This window comes from Desulfotalea psychrophila LSv54 (assembly GCF_000025945.1).
GTDB classification, from domain to species: Bacteria; Desulfobacterota; Desulfobulbia; order Desulfobulbales; family Desulfocapsaceae; genus Desulfotalea; species Desulfotalea psychrophila.
In genome coordinates this window covers 3,115,143-3,131,303 of sequence record NC_006138.1, presented here as the reverse complement: position 1 = coordinate 3,131,303, position 16,161 = coordinate 3,115,143, and the positions used below count along the sequence as shown (strand labels likewise).

At 46.2% G+C, this 16,161-nt stretch carries 14 protein-coding genes and 1 pseudogene; 12 read left to right on the top strand and 3 right to left on the bottom strand.

The features are described from left to right. Nucleotides 1–25: 25 nt before the first annotated feature. Nucleotides 26–535 (bottom strand): signal peptidase II, encoded by a 510-nt coding sequence (locus DP_RS14035; RefSeq protein WP_011190007.1) that lies wholly within the window; start codon nucleotides 533–535, stop codon nucleotides 26–28. Between the two features lie 104 nt (nucleotides 536–639). Between DP_RS14035 and uvrB the strand changes: the two genes are divergently transcribed. The 3 genes from uvrB to DP_RS14020 are packed head-to-tail and all read left to right on the top strand — an operon-like array spanning nucleotide 640 to nucleotide 4,734. Then, a complete protein-coding gene (gene uvrB, locus DP_RS14030; protein ID WP_041278830.1) occupies nucleotides 640–2,658 on the top strand; it encodes an excinuclease ABC subunit UvrB in 2,019 nt (672 codons plus the stop codon). After that, complete coding sequence (locus DP_RS14025; protein WP_011190005.1) at nucleotides 2,658–3,338, top strand: lysophospholipid acyltransferase family protein; 681 nt, start codon at nucleotides 2,658–2,660, stop codon at nucleotides 3,336–3,338. The genes uvrB and DP_RS14025 overlap by 1 nt, the downstream gene beginning before the upstream one ends. A gap of 22 nt (nucleotides 3,339–3,360) precedes the next feature. Beyond that, on the top strand, nucleotides 3,361–4,734 hold the full coding sequence (locus DP_RS14020; RefSeq protein ID WP_041278046.1) for a cobyrinate a,c-diamide synthase: 1,374 nt from the start codon (nucleotides 3,361–3,363) through the stop codon (nucleotides 4,732–4,734). A 98-nt stretch (nucleotides 4,735–4,832) separates the two neighbouring features. Here DP_RS14020 and DP_RS14015 read toward each other — a convergent pair whose 3' ends face one another. Next, nucleotides 4,833–5,465 (bottom strand): class I SAM-dependent methyltransferase, encoded by a 633-nt coding sequence (locus DP_RS14015; RefSeq protein WP_011190003.1) that lies wholly within the window; start codon nucleotides 5,463–5,465, stop codon nucleotides 4,833–4,835. A gap of 733 nt (nucleotides 5,466–6,198) precedes the next feature. Between DP_RS14015 and DP_RS14010 the strand changes: the two genes are divergently transcribed. The 3 genes and pseudogenes from DP_RS14010 (at nucleotide 6,199) to DP_RS14000 (ending at nucleotide 8,009) form a co-directional block, all read left to right on the top strand. Next, entirely contained in the window at nucleotides 6,199–6,597 is a 399-nt protein-coding gene (locus tag DP_RS14010; RefSeq protein WP_041278828.1) for a pyridoxamine 5'-phosphate oxidase family protein, read from the top strand. Between the two features lie 152 nt (nucleotides 6,598–6,749). Further along, a pseudogene (locus tag DP_RS19315) lies at nucleotides 6,750–7,195 on the top strand (YaiI/YqxD family protein). A 97-nt stretch (nucleotides 7,196–7,292) separates the two neighbouring features. Beyond that, nucleotides 7,293–8,009, top strand: a complete 717-nt coding sequence (locus DP_RS14000; protein WP_011189998.1) for an RluA family pseudouridine synthase — start codon at nucleotides 7,293–7,295, stop codon at nucleotides 8,007–8,009. A gap of 64 nt (nucleotides 8,010–8,073) precedes the next feature. Here the strand turns inward: DP_RS14000 and DP_RS13995 are convergent, their stop codons facing one another. After that, nucleotides 8,074–8,424: a hypothetical protein gene (locus DP_RS13995; protein ID WP_011189997.1), complete on the bottom strand. Its 351-nt coding sequence runs from the start codon at nucleotides 8,422–8,424 to the stop codon at nucleotides 8,074–8,076. A gap of 374 nt (nucleotides 8,425–8,798) precedes the next feature. Between DP_RS13995 and DP_RS19310 the strand changes: the two genes are divergently transcribed. From DP_RS19310 to secA, 6 genes are all read left to right on the top strand, one after another. Beyond that, nucleotides 8,799–8,984, top strand: a complete 186-nt coding sequence (locus tag DP_RS19310) for a 4Fe-4S dicluster domain-containing protein (RefSeq protein ID WP_041278827.1) — start codon at nucleotides 8,799–8,801, stop codon at nucleotides 8,982–8,984. Nucleotides 8,985–9,171: 187 nt separating this feature from the next. Next, nucleotides 9,172–9,606, top strand: a complete 435-nt coding sequence (locus DP_RS13985) for a hypothetical protein (protein ID WP_011189995.1) — start codon at nucleotides 9,172–9,174, stop codon at nucleotides 9,604–9,606. A gap of 103 nt (nucleotides 9,607–9,709) precedes the next feature. Then, nucleotides 9,710–10,831, top strand: coding sequence for an alanine racemase (alr, locus tag DP_RS13980; protein ID WP_011189994.1), 1,122 nt, complete (start codon nucleotides 9,710–9,712; stop codon nucleotides 10,829–10,831). 47 nt (nucleotides 10,832–10,878) lie between these two features. Beyond that, nucleotides 10,879–12,537 carry an arginine--tRNA ligase gene (gene argS / locus DP_RS13975; protein WP_011189993.1) on the top strand — a complete coding sequence of 553 codons (1,659 nt, stop codon included), beginning with the start codon at nucleotides 10,879–10,881 and terminating at the stop codon, nucleotides 12,535–12,537. A 262-nt stretch (nucleotides 12,538–12,799) separates the two neighbouring features. Then, the gene (locus DP_RS13970; RefSeq protein ID WP_041278825.1) at nucleotides 12,800–13,264 is read left to right on the top strand and encodes an N-acetyltransferase; all 465 of its coding nucleotides are present in this window, start codon (nucleotides 12,800–12,802) and stop codon (nucleotides 13,262–13,264) included. A gap of 80 nt (nucleotides 13,265–13,344) precedes the next feature. Continuing rightward, nucleotides 13,345–15,897, top strand: coding sequence for a preprotein translocase subunit SecA (gene secA, locus DP_RS13965; protein WP_011189991.1), 2,553 nt, complete (start codon nucleotides 13,345–13,347; stop codon nucleotides 15,895–15,897). The last annotated feature ends 264 nt before the right edge of the window (nucleotides 15,898–16,161 follow it).

Genomic DNA, 16,161 nt, shown 5'->3' with positions numbered 1-16,161 from the left:
TAGGGGAGATGTCCTCTTTGCCTGTTTAGATCTTCCTGGCTAGGAGAAAACCCAGACAGAAGCCACCTAACAGTATATAGATATCGGCTAGATTGCACTGGCCCGTGTGGGAGCTCCCCCAGGAGAAACTGATAAAATCGACTACCCCAATCTCCTGTATGAGTCTGTCAAGCAGATTGGAGAAGCCTCCGGCCAGGAGCATTGCCCAAAAAACAAGTGCCTTCCCTGCGATAGTTCTCCGGTAAAAACAGAACCAGCAGCTTAGTGCCAGGGCTAGGGTTACCCCTCCAAGAAGGAGGAATTCACGGATGCCTGCCGGCAGATGGGTCAGTATCCCTAGAAATCCGTAGGGGTTTTCTATGTAGGATAGGCGAAGATGGCCGCCGAAGAGTTCGACTATTTCCCCTCCCGATAGAACCTTTTGGGCCCAAAGCTTTGTGGACTGATCGCTTATCAGGCAGAATAGAAAAATGGGTAGGAAAAGGCTGATTCGGTTGAGCTGGGAGGAGATAGGAATGGATATATCTTTAGGCATGGATGTCTCATAATGGGTCTTTGTTTTTGGCTATTGCCTTGCCTCCTGCAAGTGACTATCGTGCAAGGCGGTGGATTGTATTAAACTCTATATTCGGGATTTTTATGGATACTCCTTTTCAACTTGTTTCCCCGTATACACCCTCTGGTGATCAGCCAAAAGCCATCGAGGAACTGGTGGCGGGTGTACGTCGTGGTGATTGTGATCAGGTCTTACTGGGGGTAACCGGCTCAGGCAAGACCTTTACCCTGGCCAATGTGGTGGCAGAGCTCCAGCGGCCAGCTTTGGTGATAGCCCCCAACAAGACTCTGGCCGGGCAACTCTTTGCTGAGTTTAAGGAGCTTTTTCCTCATAACGCCGTCGAATATTTTGTCTCCTACTATGATTACTATCAGCCAGAGGCCTATATTCCTGCCTCGGATAGCTATATTGAAAAGGACTCATCAATAAATGATGCCATTGATAAGATGCGTCACTCGGCAACCAGATCCCTGCTTACCCGTCGTGATGTATTGATTGTGGCCTCTGTATCCTGTATCTATGGTCTTGGCTCACCTGATGAGTATAAGAATATGCATCTTCTTCTCGAGCGCGATAAAGATTATGCCATGGAGAAGATTCAGCGTCGGCTTGTCTTTATGCAGTATGAGCGTAATGATACCTCCTTTCATCGAGGAACCTTCCGGGTGCGTGGTGATGTGGTTGATATATTTCCCGTTCATGAGGAGGAGAGGGCAATCCGTCTGGAGTTCTTTGGTGATACCCTTGAAAAAATTTCTCTTATTGATCCTCTGCGGGGGAAGACTCTGGAGGAATTGGCTGAATATACGATCTTTCCCGGTAGCCACTTTGTTACCTCAAAGGATCGTCTGCAGGTGGCTACCGAGGAGATTAAAAAAGAGCTGAAGGAGCGATTGGACTATTTTCAGCGAGAACACCGTTTGGTGGAGGCGCAGAGAATTGAACAGCGTACCATGTTTGATCTGGAGATGATGACAGAGCTGGGGTACTGCACGGGGATTGAAAATTACAGTCGCCATCTGACCGGGAAGGAGGCAGGCGCTCCACCGCCGAACCTGCTGGATTATTTCCCCGATGATTTTCTTCTTCTCATTGATGAGAGTCATATTGGTATTGGTCAGCTCAACGGCATGTACAATGGCGATCGCTCTCGTAAGGAGACCTTGGTTAAATATGGCTTCCGCCTACCTTCGGCCCTTGATAATCGACCTCTGCGCTTTCAGGAGTTTACCGAGCGAATTCATCAGGCAATCTATGTTTCCGCAACTCCCGGCCCCTATGAACTGGAGCAATCGCATGGGGTGGTGGTGGAGCAGGTGATTCGTCCCACGGGTCTGCTTGATCCGAAAATTGAGGTGCGTCCTGCTAGCAGCCAGGTGGATGATCTACTGGAAGAGATCCGGCTTCGCACTGAGCGGGACGAGGCGGTGCTGGTTACCACTCTGACCAAGCGTATGGCTGAAGATCTCACCGAATACTATGAACAGTTGGGTATTAAGGTCCGTTATCTTCATTCAGATGTGAAGACCCTGCAGCGTATGGAGTTGATTCAATCTCTGCGCAAGGGGGAGTACAATGTCTTGGTGGGCATCAATCTCCTGCGGGAAGGTCTTGATATACCGGAGGTCTCTTTGGTGGCCATTCTTGATGCCGATAAGGAGGGCTTTTTGCGTTCAGAACGCTCTCTGGTGCAGACCTGTGGTCGAGCCGCCCGTAATGTTAATGGTACTGTTATTATGTATGCCGATCGTATCACCGGCTCCATGGCGTATACCATTGCCGAGACCGAGCGTAGGCGAAAAATACAGGAGGCCTATAATAGAGAACATGGTATTGTTCCTCAAACTATTATCTCGCCGGTGAAGGATACCCTGCAACGCCATCTTAGGCAGACGGGATATCAGGCTGATAATTATGATGGAAAAACTGCCAAGATGGCTGAGGATCTACCGGTTTATGCCAGTATGCAGGAGCTGGAAAAAGAGATAGGCAAACTTGAAAAAGAGATGCAACAGGCTGCGGCCGATCTGGCCTTTGAAGAGGCAGCAGCCCTACGTGATCAGATAAAGGCTCTGCGACGTTTAGAGTTGGAGATAGGCTAGTGAGAGAAGAGAAAGAAAAATTGTCGAAGAGGATAGTCAAATACTGTGTGCCCAAACTTGCCTCCTGGCTCTTGCGACTGTGGTTTGCCACCTGTCGGGTGAAGGTGCATGGCAGTCAATACCGAGAAACAAGCCTTGATAGTGGGCAAAATGTGGTGGGTCTTTTTTGGCATTACTCTATTTTGTTTATCCTCTCTCAGCTCCGTAACGACTCGGCAACGGTGATGGTCAGTGCCAGCTCCGACGGTGATTATATTGCCAGCTTGGCGGAACTGTTGGGCTATAAAACTGCCCGTGGTTCGCATAATTCTGGTGGTATGCGTGCCCTGAAACACGTGTTACGAGATGTGAAAAACGGAGGGAGTGCTGGAATTGTTGCCGATGGCTCCCAGGGTCCGGCTCTGAAGGTGCAGTCGGGTGGGGTTCTCATTGCCTCAAGGACGGGGGCGCCCATGTTGCCCCTTGCCTGGTCGGCATCGAGTTATATTGTCTTTAACTCCTGGGACCGGATGGCTCTGCCCAGGCCCTTTAGTAGAGTGGATTTCTTTTATGGGGAGCCTCTCTATGTGCCAGCTAAACTGACGGGAGAGGAACTTGAGCATTGGCGTCTGCTTTTTGAGAGGCGATTGCTGGATTTATATGGAACTGCGTGGCAACTTTACGGGCAGGCAGGACATTAATTAAAACGTTGTGGTTGAGAATATGAAAGGGACAAAAGGAATTGTGGTGGCAGGTTTATCGGGTGGTTCCGGTAAGAGTATTGTTTCTGTTGGGCTAACGGCTGCTCTGATAAGGAGTGGGGCCGAGGTGGTGCCCTTTAAAAAGGGGCCGGATTATATAGATGCCGGTTGGTTGCAGGAGGCGGCAAAGGGAAAATGCTATAATCTGGACCCGTTTTTTATGGAGGAGGAGGCAATACGCAGTTCTTTTGTTAGCCGTGCAGCCGGGGCGGACTATGCCATTGTCGAGGGCAATAGAGGGCTCTATGATGGCGTCAATGTTGAGGGTGGCTTTTCCACGGCAGAGCTTGCCATTAATCTTGGCCTACCCGTTCTTCTGGTGGTAAATTGTACTAAAACAACCCGTACCATTGCTGCCCTTGTCCTGGGCTGTAAACTCTTTGATCCCCGGGTAAATATCTGTGGTGTTGTCCTTAATCAAATAGCCACGGGACGCCAACGTAAGATCGTGGTTGAGGCCGTTGAGAAGTATACGGGAATTCCTGTGGTGGGGACGATTCCACGCACCCGTCGTGAGGTCTTTCCCATGCGCCATCTGGGCATGGTGCCCCATCAGGAGTATGGTGACAGTGATGCGGCCGTGGAATTTCTTGCCGATTTGGTCGAAGAACATCTTGATCTGGAGCAGGTAAAAGAGATGATGGTGTCGGTTGAGGCCAAAAAAGACTCCTGTTTCCTGCCTCCAGTCGTGCCACCTTCCCTTCGCATTGGCGTGATTCGTGATGCCGCCTTCCAGTTTTACTATTCAGAGAACCTTGAGGCCCTTGAACGAGGCGGGGCGGAACTGGTCTACCTTGATGCTATTCATGATGCCGTCCTGCCGGAGCTTGATGGGCTCTATATTGGTGGTGGTTTTCCCGAGACAAGTGCTGCCGCCCTTGCCGCTAATACGGCCTTTCTTCATTCCCTCCGGGATGCCGTCGAAGCGGATATGCCCGTCTATGCCGAGTGTGGCGGCCTGATTTATCTGGGTCAGACCCTGGTGTTGGGTGAAGAGGAGTTCACCTTTGCCGGGATCTTTCCCAGCCGTTTTGGCATGTCAAAAAAACCTCAGGCTCATGGCTATTCAATCTTTGAGGTGGAGGGAGAAAATCCCTACTATTCCCGGGGACTTGAGGTGAAGGGGCATGAATTTCGCTATTCCACCGTTCTTGGCTGGGATGGTGATGTCGCCGATCTCTGTTTGAAGATGACCCGGGGAACAGGTTTTAGGGATGGTCGTGATGGCCTCTGCTATAAAAATGTCTTGGCCATGTATACCCATGTCCATGCCGATGGTACTCCGCAGTGGACGGAGGGCTTTCTGGCGAGGTGTAGGCAGGCAAAGAAGGCATAACTATCTCCTTCCTTTTGCAGAGGGAGGTTGGCTGTGTCAATCACAAGGAGAGGTTCTGACGTTTACCAGCCTCTCTTGCAAAACCCTTTGCTCGCTAACTAACATTTCCGGGCAAAGATAAAAACATCCTTGGTGGTAGAACCATCCCCCTCTTTATAGTCATCGTCCAATATTTCCACGGTTTCAAGATCATTTCTAGCAAGTAACTTTACCAGTTCGGATCGTTCATAGTAGTTAAAGAAGATGTCCTCCTTAGAGAAGCTTGTGCTCTCGAGTCCCGCTACTTTTCCCTCCATAAAGCTGAGGTAGAGGTGGCCATTCTCTTTGAGCATTTTTGCAATCTTCTCTATTAAGGAAGAGGTTTCTTGGTCCGCGAGGTGGACTATGCAAAAAGAGGCAATGATGGCATTGTACATCTTATCAGAGGTGATGGTGCGAATGTCCTGTACTCTGAAATTGGTATCGGGCGCATTTTTTTTGGCAAGCTCTATCATCTGGGCAGACAGATCCACCCCCTCGATTTGGTAGCCTCTGTCAGCCTTAAGTAGAAAATTGGCATTGTTTCCAGGTCCGCAACCGAGGTCAAGAATGCTTGAGTTCTCTGTTAGGAAATTTTCTTGAAAGAGCTTGATCTTTTCTTGGTATGGTATGAATTCCATGAATTTATTGGCATATTTACTGGCGTTTATATCATATGCCTCAATGGTGATTTCTGTATTTGTTGGTTTCATAGCTCCTGCTGTTCGCGTATTTTAGATTTAACATGAATGATGATCTGTTTTCTTAGCCTAGCACTGCTGATATTTCTTTGCAATGATTAAGCGGGCATTGTTTGTTCTGTTTACGTTGTCTTGTGAGGGGTTTTCGGTAAATATGGATACTGTGCTGGCTGTATAGGCAGTATATTTAGGGGGAGAGAGTGGCTAATGTCGTTGTTTTGTCTTTGTATTATGATATTAAGTGGTGAATGTGGAGTTAGGTGTTCACTTCGTTCATATGGTAGAGGGGCATTTTTCGATGGTGAGTTGTGAGTCTCTTTATTCCGAGATGGATCTTGTGACCGGCGACAGTTGTCGGGTCGGCTTCTCTTTTTTGTTGAATTGAAAGGGAGATGCGTGTCAGCTCTTTTCTGCTCACTATACTTTTGGGAAAATGTTATTTTATTTGCTGATGTTTTGGTACAATGTTTATATCGTCTTTCCTGTAAAATTGTCTGGAGCAGGCGATGGCAACTGGTAACGATATCCCAATAGTGTCTGGATATTGTTTTGTAGATCAATGATGAGAGGCCTATACGCATTCGCCCCTAGGCTTTTTTCCCACTCTTGCCTTGGGTGATAAGATCATTGTTGGTTTTCAATGGCAAGGAATAGAGATTTTGTAGCCAGACTCTTTGCAGCCGTAGATTCGGTGCAAGGGGGCGATGGGATCTCGATTATTTTATGGAATTCACGAGGGGAGATCATGAAACTTGCAGAGTATTTTGAAAACACCAGAGGGACCGCTGTCTTTGCCACCGCAGATGCTAATGGCAGGGTGGACAGTGCTATCTATTCTCATCCACACTGCCTGGCTGATGGCATATTGGGTTTTGTCATGGCTGATAAGCGATCCCATCGCAACCTACTGACCAATGGTCAGGCGGCATATCTTTTTATTGAAGAGGGCGATGATTATCGGGGCGTTCGCCTACAATTGGATCTTGTTGAAGAGACAAGCGATCCTGAACTTGTTAATAAGTATCATCGTCATCCCGCAAAAAACTGTGAACTACCTGTTAGTGACACCATATACTTTGTTACCTTTAAGGTAAAAGAGGTGCGTGAGCTTGTGGGCGATGATGATCCTGGTTTTACTCTCTAGGCTCTGCCTGAGAGGAGATTGTATAGCTGTTGTCTGAACTAGGGGGTGTCCTTGGCACGCCCTATTTTTTTAATCTTCTTTTGGAAAATAGAACTGCGGCAAATATGAAGATTTGAGTTGATGCAGATGCCTGCCCTGTTGCATGTAAGGAAATTCTATATAAGGTTGCCGATCGTCTGCAACAGGAGGTTCTTTTGGTGGCAAATAGATACCTTGCCGTGCCAAAATCGTCGTGGATTTTGTCGTGGATTTTGTCGTGGATTTCGTCGCATCGAGTCGGTTCGGGGCCTGATGTGGTAGATTCTGAAATTGTTGAACGGATGCAGGCAGGAGATCTGGTGCTAACAGCGGATATTCCTCTGGCAGTTCGGGTGCTTGATAGCGATGGATATGTCCTCAGCCTCGGGGAGAGGTTTTCTCAAGGGAAGATATTGCCTCTCGTTTGAGTATGCGGGATTTTATGGAATATCTGCGGGCAAGCGGGGTAGAAACGGGTGGTCCGCGGCCTCTGAGCTCGGTTGATCGACAAAAATTTGCCAATCAACTGGATAAATTTCTTGCCAGGTACCGCTGTTCAGCTACGAAAAGTCCCTTGTAATTGCCTATACTCCTTTGTATAGAGCAAAGCACAAAATGTTCTTTGTAGTCTATTTGGTAAGTATTTCTTGCCTGTCTGAAAATAAAAGAGATGAATTATGGAAACGAATAAGAAATTTAAGGCCCCTCCCAAGAAATATCAGCCAAGGGGCTTACCCATTGTCTATGAAGACAATGATATTATATTGGTGGATAAGGTAGCAGGTCTTGCCACCACCAGTAGAGATAAGGACAACGAAAATACTGCCTATTTTCGTCTGACAAATTATGTGAAAAAAGGTGTTGCCAAGTCTAGTAATAGGGTCTTTCTCATCCATCATGTGGACAAGGAGGCCTCGGGGCTTCTCATCTTTGCCAAGACAGAAAAGGCCAGACGTCATCTACTCGATAATTGGAGTGATTTTAACGTCTCTTATGTGGCGGCTGTGCATGGGGTGCCTGTGCAGACAGAGGGGGTGTTGCGGGCAAATTTGGCAGAAAACATGATTCATAAGATGTATGTGACGGTTGCCGGTGAGAAGACCCGTCCTGCAGAAACAGAGTACAGCCTGCTTCAGCACTCTGCTAACTATAGTTTGCTGAGTCTACGACCGAAGACCGAGGTGAAGCATCAGGTGCGTGTTCAACTTGCCGATAAGGGACACTCTATTATTGCCGATAAGATCTATGGGGTTAAGAGCGATGAGATGAAAAGACTTGCCCTGCATGCAGCCCATTTGACCATAACTCATCCGCATACAAAGAAGGAGATGAGCTTTGAGAGTCGAGTTCCCGGTCATTTCTATGCCCTTACTGCCGCTTTGAAAAAAGCGTAACTCTTCTCACTGTTCCAGCAAGGATGCACCTCGTCTGGTTGGAGGGGCATCCTTATGGCGGATCTTAGTTGGTCGGTGCTGAGCCTAATACCTTGAGCTCGATCTCTTTTTTTTTCTTATCGCTTGGTTCTGGCTCTACCCAGTGAATAAAGGATTCGGTCACCCGCATAAAGGCGCCATCATCTTCCTTGCACTTATCACAGATGCTGGTGGCTCCATCTCGGTAAATGATCACCTTGGATGCCGGTTCGCCATCTTTGGCAATAGCGGCCATTTTACGACAGCCGCAGCCTATACGAATGATTACAACGCCTATAGCATCAGGGCTTCCCTCAAGAATTCCTTCAATCATCGCCTTCTCGCGTTTTTCTGCCTTGTACTGTTTTTTCTTTTCTGGTGCGGTTTGCTTAGCCATAAGTTTTCTCTGCCTATATTTTATTTGAAGAATGTTAAATGAAGTTATTGAACATAATTTGAAAGTCAGCTGAGGGTCAACAGTAAAGTGAAAAAAAAGGTAGAAGGACAGAGCTATGCTCTTTTCGTAGTCTGTAATTTTTCTTTACTAGCTTGGAATATATGATATTTTCAATTGTTTTATTAAGGTTGAACGGCTTTGATGGGCAGGTTGTTTCTTATTGTTTTTTTGAGGTGGCCCTAACTTTTCCTTTTTTCTTGACAAAAACTGGGGGGTCGGATAATGGAACATTACACGAAACGCGTAAGCGTAAGCGTTGGCAAATTTGGCAGGTAGAAATTCTGCTTTTAAAGAAACTTTATGGAGAAATTATCATGTTTGAAGTAATCGTAGACGTAGACAAGTGTAGTGGTGATGAAGAATGTGTAGCAGCATGTCCAGCACAGGTTTTTGAGATGGTAGATGGTAAAGCTAGCGTTGCTGAGCCTGATGAGTGTCTTGGTTGTGAGACCTGCGTTGAAGTTTGTCCTGAAGGCGCAATCACTGTAACTGAGATGTAATTCGGTCTTTATACAGTTTACAAGCCCATCTTTCTCCTGGAAGGTGGGCTTGTTTTGTTTGTAGAGATTGCTGTTATATTGCTATCTTATAAAGTTGTTGTGTCTGTTCTGCTGAAGCGGTATCCTTTGAGATGAAGTTATAGATTTGGTAGTGTACAGGTAAGAATTTTCGAAGGAACCATTTGAAATGGCCAATTCTTTTTTATTGCGTTTTAAACCAGGAGTTAAAAGAAAAGTTCACCTAGCCGTAGCTGCAATGTTATGGACATTTATGGGGGTTTTTCTTTTTTATCGTGGCATGAGCTATATTGAAAAGGGACATTCGTCTTATCTCATCATTATCCTGGCAATTATATCCGGAAGTTTGAAATCGTATTTGATTCTTGATCGTGCTGCCCGTAGGAGCATTCAGCGTATACTGTTGCTCAATGACGGAACCTGTCTGGGCGCTGTATATTCTTGGAAAACATGGGGACTTGTTTTCTGTATGGCTTTCATGGGTATTCTGTTGCGTATGTCACTTTTGCCTTCATCATATCTGGCATTTTTTTGTTGTACCATTGGTTGGTCTCTATTTTTCTCTAGCCGTTATGGCTGGAGGGCCTGGTTACAAAATCGTTAGTTGCACAATTTTCATGCGTCATTTGTTGGTGTGTCGGAGTATGTAACTTTAACTTTTATATGTCGGATGCATTCGTGTATTCTGGCCTGGGAGCTATAAGATTATGAAACGAAATTCCTTTAATAATGTGACTGTATGTCGTTCTGCCTTAAGAAAAAATTTTAAGACCATGCAGGACAAGATGGGCCAGGGTGGGAAGCTGATGGCTATGGTCAAGGCTGATGCCTATGGTCATGGCGCAGTTGAGGTGGCAAAGGCCCTGCAGGATGTTGCCTGTAGCTCTTTTGGCGTAGCTGAGATTCGAGAGGCTGTCCTCCTGCGAGATGCTGGTATTACCGGTGATATCTTTGTTATGCTTGGCTTTGATCTGGATGCGGTCGGCCTTATGTTTGACTATAGGCTAACCCCCGTTGTTCACTGCTATGAAGATATTGTGGCCCTTTCTGTAGAGGGGGTGAAACGTGGTTATGAAATAGGTTGTCATATAAAGGTCGATACAGGTATGAGGCGTCTGGGCTTTGAGCCTGAGCAGGTACTTGGCGTAGCCCATAATATTTCCCGACTTTCAGGGGTCTTTGTTGCCGGAATGTTAAGCCATTTCCCCGAGGCAGATGTTGTCAATTCTCCATCAAGTCGTGATGGTATTCGTCGCTTTGCAAGTTTAGATGTGGTTTTAAAATCTGAATTTTCAACTGTTTGTCATCTTGCAAATTCCGGTGGCGTGCTTAACTTTCCCGAGTCTCTTTTTGATATGGGCCGTTCGGGTATTAGTATTTATGGTTATCATCCTGCAGGTGCGATAGAGGGTGGAGGCACGAGTCCCTTTATTCCTGCCATGAGTTTTCGTAGCAGAATTTTACAGGTTAAAAAGGTGGCCGCCGGAACAGGCGTCAGTTACGGTCATAGCTATATTACCAAAAGGCCAACACTTCTTGCTGTTTTGCCAACGGGGTATGAGGATGGTTATCGTAGGTCTCTGTCCAATAAGGCCGAGGTTTTGATTCGTGGTCAGCGGGCTCCTGTACGTGGGCAGATATGTATGAATGCCTGTGTTGTGGACGTTACCGATATTGAAAATGTGACGGCAGGGGATGAGGTCGTACTCCTCGGTGAGCAGGGAAATGAGAGAATTACAGCGGATGATATTGCCGAATGGGCAGATACCATTAGCTATGAAATACTTTGTATGCTGGGGCATACAAACAATAGATTGTATGTAGATTGATTTTAAAATGTGCTTTCACGTAGTGCTTTAGATAAGGTGTATTATTTATGATTCGTTCACAGTTAAAAGAGCTTTTGGATCGTTGTTTTCAGGAAGGTGTAGACAATGGATCGTGGAGTGATCGTGGTGCTGGCAAGTATACCGTAGAGTTGCCAAAGCATGAGGGGCAGGGCGATTTTTCGACCAATATAGCTCTGGTGCTTGCAGGTATTGAAAAACGCAATCCGCGTGAGCTTGCGGGCATTGTTGCCGAAAAGCTTGGCCTGGAAACTGCTATTGTTGCAGGGGTAGAGATTGCAGGCCCGGGCTTTGTCAATATCACCATTCAACCAGCTGTATGGCACGGGGTATTGGCTGAGGTCTTTTCTGCAGGAGAGAACTTTGGTCGCAGTCAGGTGGGCGCCGGTCGTAAGGTGATGGTTGAATTTGTCAGCGCTAACCCTACGGGCCCTCTCTCTATTGGTCATGGCCGTCAGGCAATTCTCGGTGATTCCATTGCCCGTTTGCTTGAGGCTACTAACCACGATGTTTTTCGTGAATACTATTATAATAATGCCGGCCGTCAGATGCGTGTTTTGGGGGAATCTACCCGGGCCCGCTATCTTGAGCTTATTGGTGCCGAGTTCTCTTTTCCAGAGGATGGTTATCAGGGTGAGTATATTATTGATATTGCTCAGAGCCTTGTTGATGAGCACGGAGAAAAATTAAAGGATGAACCGGATGTAGAACCCTTTAAAGATCAAGCTGAAAAGGCTATCTTTAAGGATATCTCTGGTACCCTTGAACGTATGGGCATCCATTTTGACAATTACTACAATGAGCGCTCTCTCTATGAGAATGGTCATATTGATTCTGTTGTTCAGGAGTTGCGTGATAAGGGACTTGTCTACGAAAAAGATGACGCAGTATGGTTTGAGACTACAAAGTTAGGTCAAGAGAAAGACCGTGTTATCATTAAATCCACCGGCGAGCCCACCTATCGTCTTCCCGATATTGCCTATCACCGTGAGAAGTTTAAGCGGAACTTTGATTGGCTGATTGATATCTTCGGCTCTGATCATATTGCCACCGTACCCGATGTTCTCTCAGGTGTTGAGGCCCTGGGATATGATGCTTCTAAGGTTACCGTGCTTTTGCATCAATTTGTTACTCTGACCCGGGATGGCAAGCAGGTGAAAATGTCGACCCGTAAGGCAAATTTTGTTACTGTTGATGAGCTTATCGATGTGGTAGGGGAAGACGTATTACGTTTCTTCTATATGCTTCGTAAGGCAGATAGTCAGCTGGAATTTGATCTCGATCTTGCCACCAGTCAAAGCCAGGATAATCCTGTTTATTATGTGCAGTATGCCCATGCCCGTCTCTGCTCTATTCTTGCCCAGAGTGGTGAGAGGGGAATTGTGCCGGCAGAGGTAGGATCAAGCCTACTGCAGAGGTTACAGGAGCCGGAAGAGTTGGCTCTCCTGAAAACTCTGTCTGGTTTTCCGGCGGCTATTGAGGGCAGTGCCCTGGATCTTGCCCCTCATAAGTTTATTCATTATCTTATGGAGTTCGCTGGTCAATTTCATAGCTATTATAATAAGCATAAGGTGATAACAGAGGACCTTGAGTTAAGTCAGGCTCGTCTCTGCTTGATTCAGGCTCTGCAGTTGACCTTGCAAAATGGCTTGCACATTATTGGTTTGACTGCACCAAAGAGTATGTAGGTGTGAATAGAGGTGAAGCTGTAAGGGCGCTGACCTTTGAAAAAAGGTCAGCACTGTGGTTCTGAGTATAAAAGTCGTATGGGGCGCAGATGCCCCCAGAGCTGAACCTTGAGGTGAGCGGGCGGTCTGGGTTTCTGCCTCCGGGCCTGTCACTCAGTGCTTGCCAAAACAGCACATCTCTGGTTCAGCACCTCTTTTATTGAGTAACAGGGTAACTAAAGTTTTTAACTCCATGTAAAGAATGGGTATAGAAGGAACGGGTATGATACGTAATGCCACAATGGCAGATGTGCCACATATTCATAGTTTGTTAAATGATTTTGCTGAACGAGGGGTACTTCTTGGCCGGTCGATTAGCTCTCTTTATGATAAAATACGTGATTTTGTTGTTTACGAGGAGGATGGAGAGGTGGTCGGCGTTTGTGCCCTGCAGATTTCCTGGGAAAATTTAGCCGAGATCAGATCGCTTGCCGTGGTAGATGGGGCGCAGGGTAGAGGGATTGGGCGCCAACTTGTCGAAACCTGTTTGGCTGAGGCCCGTGCCTTTAAGATAACAAAAATTTTCACCCTCACCTATCAAGACGCCTTTTTTCGAAGACTCGGTTTTTACGATATTGATAAAAAAGATCTACCCCATAAGATATGGAGTGATTGTCTGCACTGTCCTAAATTTCCAAATTGTGATGAAAATGCTTTGGCATTTGACCAGGTGCTAACAGAAGGATAGATCTGTTTTTATTGGCATAATAGTTTATGGTAACCTTATAAAAAGATATTTTCTATTAACTCTACCTATACTGAAAAATTATGATTGGAAAGATGCTCACCAAGGTTTTTGGTAGTAAAAATGATCGAGTTCTTAAGCAGATACGTCCATTAGTAACTCGAATAAATGATTTAGAGAGCACGATTAAGCCCTTAGGTGATGCAGCGCTTGTGGCCAAGACTGTTGAGTTTAAAGAGCGTATAGCAAAGGGTGAGTCTCTGAAAGATTTGTTGCCAGAATCCTTTGCTGTTATGCGTGAGGCTGCCAGTCGGGTGCTTGGTGAACGTCATTATGATGTTCAGTTGGTAGGTGGCATTATTCTTCATAAGGGTAGAATTGCCGAGATGAAAACGGGTGAGGGTAAGACCCTGACCTCAACTCTTCCTGTCTATCTTAATGGTCTATCAGGTAAGGGTGTTCATGTTGTTACCGTAAATGACTATCTTGCGGCCCGTGATGCCGAGTGGATGGGGCAGGTTTATGATTTTCTTGGCATGAGTTGGGATAAGATTATCCATGGCATGGATGATGTAGAGCGTCGTGCCGCCTATGCTGCAGATATTACCTATGGTACCAATAATGAGTTTGGCTTTGATTATCTTCGGGATAATATGAAGTTTGAGCTGGATGATTTTTGTCAGCGTGGATTTAACTTTGCCATAGTCGATGAGGTGGATTCCATTCTTATTGATGAGGCCAGAACGCCACTGATTATCTCTGGCCCTGCAGAAATGTCCACTGAGCTCTATGATAATATCAACAGTATTATGTATAACTTCAAGGTAGAGGAACATTATACCGTTGATGAAAAGGCTCGGACGGTCTCTCTTACCGATGATGGTATAGGACTTGGTGAAGAACTTTTAGATCTTGAAAACCTCTGTGATCCAAGCAGTATAGAACAGCTTCATCATCTTAACCAGGCGCTTAAGGCCCATGTCCTCTTTCAACGTGATGTCGACTATATCGTTAATGATGGCCAGGTGGTTATCGTTGATGAATTTACTGGCCGAACCATGGAGGGGCGTCGTTATAGTGATGGCCTGCATCAGGCCCTGGAGGCAAAGGAAAATGTAAAGGTTGAACAGGAAAATCAAACTCTTGCTGCCATTACCTTTCAAAATTATTTTCGTATGTATGATAAACTTGCGGGAATGACGGGTACTGCCGATACCGAAGCCGCCGAGTTTAAGAAGATCTATGATCTTGATGTGGTTCTGATGCCCACCAATCAGCCCATGGTTCGTGATGATTATGCCGATGTTATTTTTAAAAACGAAGATGCGAAATATCGTGCTGTCGTTAGAGAAATAGCTGAAATGCATGAGAAGGGCCGTCCTGTTCTGGTTGGTACCATCTCTATTGATGTCTCAGAAAAAATTGCCGATATGCTGACCAAGGCTAAGGTTCCCCATGAGGTGCTTAATGCCAAGCAGCATGCCCGTGAAGCAGAAATTATTACTGCTGCAGGTCAGGTTGGCAGGGTAACCATTGCCACCAATATGGCAGGTCGTGGTACTGATATTAAGTTAGGTGAAGGGGTTCGGGAGCTTGGTGGCTTGCATATTGTTGCTACCTCTCGTCATGAATCCCGTCGTATTGATAACCAGCTACGTGGTCGTGCCGGTCGTCAGGGTGATCCCGGCTCTTCCCGTTTTTATCTCTCCCTTGAAGATGATCTCTTGCGTATCTTTGGCTCAGGCCGTGTCTCCGGTATAATGGATAAGCTTGGCATGGAGGAGGATGAACCCATTGAGCATGGTATGATTTCCCGGGCAATTGAAAATGCCCAACGTAAGGTGGAAGGTCACAATTTTGATATTCGTAAACATCTGCTTGAGTACGATGATGTTATGAATAAACAGCGTGAAATTGTTTATCAACAGCGCTATGAGGTGCTTGCTGGCGCGGATGTTTCTGCAGAAATTCAGGAGATGGTAAACGATATTGTTCGTAATCTCGCTTCGGAATTTTCAGATGAACGTCTTGACTCTCTTGACTGGGATTGGGCTGGGTGCCTGGAGCGTCTTCAGGAAGCATTTTCTGTACAACCGGAGTGGAGTGAAGAGACTCGTACCGATATTAAGTTTGAAGAGCTCAGGGACCTCATTGCTGGTGTTGTTGCCCAAAAATACCGGGAACAGGAAGAAGAAAATGGGGCAGATACTCAGCGCCAACTAGAGAAGATTCTTCTCCTTCAGGTTGTGGATGGTCTTTGGAAGGATCATTTGCTCTCCATGGATTATCTGAAAGAGGGTATTGGACTTCGTGGTTATGGACAGAAAAATCCGCTTAACGAGTATAAGCGCGAGGCCTTCCAACTTTTTGGCCATCTGATGGAGACTGTTAAGAGTCAGGTTGTTTCTAGTCTGATGCGAGTGCGTGTTGTTCATGAGAACGATGTTGACCGTATGGAAGAGGAGCGTCGTCGTCGCCATGAAGAGGAGATGCAGAGAATACAGGCTCTTGTACCAGCCGGTAATGCGGATGAAGAGCATCAGCAACCGGCTCATGTGGATAAGATTGGCAGAAATACTCCCTGTCCCTGTGGCTCAGGTAAGAAATATAAGAAGTGCTGTGGTAAATTAAGCTAGGTCTTGCGATCTGATTTTGTGAAAAAGGGGGCATTGAGATATTCTCAATGCCCCCTTTTTTTTGATTTTTTGTTAAGAAAATTTTTGTAAGAAGGCAAACTGCTCTTCAACCTCAGCAGGAGTTTTTTGCCATAGGCAAGAATCTGGCTACCTCCCTCCCCTTTCTTCATCGGTAAAAATAAGCATAATTACCATCAGCTGTTGACATATGTAGCAAACCGTTGAAGTATGTTTGGAGGCTTGTTCGGGAGAGGGGGTTGGCTC

What these genes read in the sequence shown, in the direction of transcription:
- DP_RS14010 (WP_041278828.1), top strand. Translation starts at nt 6,199, where the DNA reads ATGAAACTTGCAGAGTATTTTGAAAACACCAGAGGGACCGCTGTCTTT.
- uvrB (WP_041278830.1), top strand. Translation starts at nt 640, where the DNA reads ATGGATACTCCTTTTCAACTTGTTTCCCCGTATACACCCTCTGGTGAT.
- DP_RS14035 (WP_011190007.1), bottom strand. Translation starts at nt 535, where the DNA reads ATGCCTAAAGATATATCCATTCCTATCTCCTCCCAGCTCAACCGAATC.
- DP_RS13970 (WP_041278825.1), top strand. Translation starts at nt 12,800, where the DNA reads ATGATACGTAATGCCACAATGGCAGATGTGCCACATATTCATAGTTTG.
- DP_RS14015 (WP_011190003.1), bottom strand. Translation starts at nt 5,465, where the DNA reads ATGAAACCAACAAATACAGAAATCACCATTGAGGCATATGATATAAAC.
- DP_RS14020 (WP_041278046.1), top strand. Translation starts at nt 3,361, where the DNA reads ATGAAAGGGACAAAAGGAATTGTGGTGGCAGGTTTATCGGGTGGTTCC.
- DP_RS13985 (WP_011189995.1), top strand. Translation starts at nt 9,172, where the DNA reads ATGGCCAATTCTTTTTTATTGCGTTTTAAACCAGGAGTTAAAAGAAAA.
- DP_RS19310 (WP_041278827.1), top strand. Translation starts at nt 8,799, where the DNA reads ATGTTTGAAGTAATCGTAGACGTAGACAAGTGTAGTGGTGATGAAGAA.
- secA (WP_011189991.1), top strand. Translation starts at nt 13,345, where the DNA reads ATGATTGGAAAGATGCTCACCAAGGTTTTTGGTAGTAAAAATGATCGA.
- DP_RS13995 (WP_011189997.1), bottom strand. Translation starts at nt 8,424, where the DNA reads ATGGCTAAGCAAACCGCACCAGAAAAGAAAAAACAGTACAAGGCAGAA.
- argS (WP_011189993.1), top strand. Translation starts at nt 10,879, where the DNA reads ATGATTCGTTCACAGTTAAAAGAGCTTTTGGATCGTTGTTTTCAGGAA.
- DP_RS14000 (WP_011189998.1), top strand. Translation starts at nt 7,293, where the DNA reads ATGGAAACGAATAAGAAATTTAAGGCCCCTCCCAAGAAATATCAGCCA.
- alr (WP_011189994.1), top strand. Translation starts at nt 9,710, where the DNA reads ATGAAACGAAATTCCTTTAATAATGTGACTGTATGTCGTTCTGCCTTA.